Source organism: Streptomyces sp. NPDC050636 (assembly GCF_040654775.1).
Taxonomy (GTDB): Bacteria; Actinomycetota; Actinomycetes; order Streptomycetales; family Streptomycetaceae; genus Streptomyces.
Genome location: NZ_JBFAIP010000244.1, coordinates 1 through 2,198, shown reverse-complemented (window position 1 = coordinate 2,198; position 2,198 = coordinate 1). Strand labels below are relative to the sequence as shown.

Genomic DNA, 2,198 nt, shown 5'->3' with positions numbered 1-2,198 from the left:
CCCAAGCTTGGTCACACGATGGGTGGGGAGATCAACTGAGCAGGTTTGGCCCACCGCAGATCAGGGGGTGGGGAGATTCAAAGAGCCCTATCAACCCCCCACCACACCGGCGACGAAACGGCCCACCGCACTTCACGATCACAGCCCAAGGCCAGCAATGCGATTTCCTCGTCCTCCAAGAACAGGACCGAGCTGAGCACATCCCGACGAAGAAGGAACTCGCAGACGCCGAGAAGTACTCCTGGACCAGGATTCCGCGCTACGACTACTCCCCCGCCAACCGGCTGCGGATCCACATCAACGGTGGGCAGCCGCACCGGGCCAGTGAATGGGCCGACACCGCCACCCGCCCCCTTGAGGACCAACTCGCCGAGATCGTGCAGGAAGTAGATCTCCGAGGAGAAGCTGCCGAACGTAAACGACTGGCCGACCTGGAAGCCGCACGGCAGAAGCGCCTGCGCTGGGAAGCCGCGAAACGACAGGCAGAGATCGACTACGCGGAGACATACCGCATCCAGCACCTCGAAACCCAAGAGGCAGCGTGGCGCCAAGCGACCCGCCTCGCCCAGTATCTCAGCGCACTACGCAGGCACGCAGAAACCCTGCCAGCAGGCGAGGAGAAGAGCGCAGTCGAAGTATGGATCACCTGGGCCGCCACCCACGTGCAACGCCTCAACCCACTCAGCGGAACACCCAGGCTGCCAGACATCCCCGACCCTCGCCCCGAGGATCTCAAGCCGTTCATGCGCGGCTGGAGCCCTTACGGTCCCACCTCTTGAACGTGCTCCCGCACAGGCCAAGCTTCGGTCATCTATCCCCCGTCTTCGAATCCCCGCCCAGGCAGAACAGCAGCCGCGAATTTGCTGCTCTCGGCAGGTGAGTTCATTGTCAGGCTGTCAACGTACGAAAGCTGCACAGGAGCCTCGGCTGAAGCACTGGTCGTGGCTACCGCACAGGAGGTCCGCGACCCGCGGCTCCTGGCCAGTCTGATCGCTCGCCACAGCGCCGCGACCGCCAGCGCCGCACCGAGGCACCGCCCGGCCCCCGGCCGACGGCGCCGCTGAAGCCGCCCGTGGTGCACGCCGGCACGGGCGAGGAGGCTGTTGCCCAGCCGTTCGAGGTGATCGAGCAGCGGTGGACGAGGACGGACCACCCGACCTGTCGCACCTGCACCCGGCCGCGCAGCAGATCGCGCGGCTGCCGCCTTTGAGGGTGCCGTGACCGACTCGATGAGCTGGCGGACCTTCATGAGCATCGGCTCGCCGGGCCGGGCGGCGTCCCGTTTGGTGGACGGCCGCAGCGGCGTGATGCCAGGAGGGGCCGCGGACACAGGCCCGGACTTCCGCGACGACCGGTGCGAGATCCTCCCTCGCCCTCGGCATCCCCGCCCATGACGGTCTGCCGAAGGCACCCACGCACCTCACCCGGGTGTGCCCTAGCACGCCGCCAGCAAACACTCCCACCACCCCAGTCTGACCTGGCCGGCCACAGACCCAAGACGTCGTCGGCCATGGCACGGCGACACCTGGCGCCAACCTCCTGGCCTTGCACCCCCAGCCAGCTCCTGATGCTCCATCAGGAAAGTCAGCATCGGCCCTGCCAGACCTGGTGCCAGCCTGCCACACGTGCACATGCCGAAAGTGACACAGAAACCTGCCCCGACCTGCATGTTTACCACCCCAGCTAGGGAGGTCGTAAGGTCACGCCACCAGGGGCATGCAGGTGTAATCCATGTCCCCGCTAATTCTCTAGTTAGGAATTAGCGAAATCCGTAACGTTCTTCGCACTCTCGAAGAAGAGTATCAACTCAGGTAGAACTCTACTCTATTGGCAAATTGATGATCTCGCTGACGCCGCGAAACCATCGCAAGATGGGACGGCGTTCGCGCCGAGAGGTCAGCAAACTGTCAGCATCGTTCCGTCACGCGCAACGTGTCTCGTCGGACACGGAGCGTTTCCCAATCTGCTGCGCCAACCGTCTCCGCCAAGGGCCACGGCACTGCCCACAGAACAGCTGTAAGCACTTCCCTGCCTGCCTTGGGGCAGGCGTGCAAGGCTGCAGTGGGAGCCAGAGGAACCGCGCGGTGGCAGCCCTAACGGTCGGCACGGGTCAGCGGTGGCTCCTCTACCGCTGACCCGTGCCGCATTCGTCAACTGCTTGGGCGATCATCCGGTACAGCTCGAAGCCCAGATCTTTC

Annotated in this window: 1 pseudogene; it reads left to right on the top strand. The window is 64.6% G+C overall.

Annotated elements, in window-relative coordinates:
• A pseudogene (locus tag AB0I10_RS40990) lies at positions 1-779 on the top strand (hypothetical protein); the annotation flags it as partial.
• Positions 780-2,198 lie beyond the last annotated feature (1,419 nt).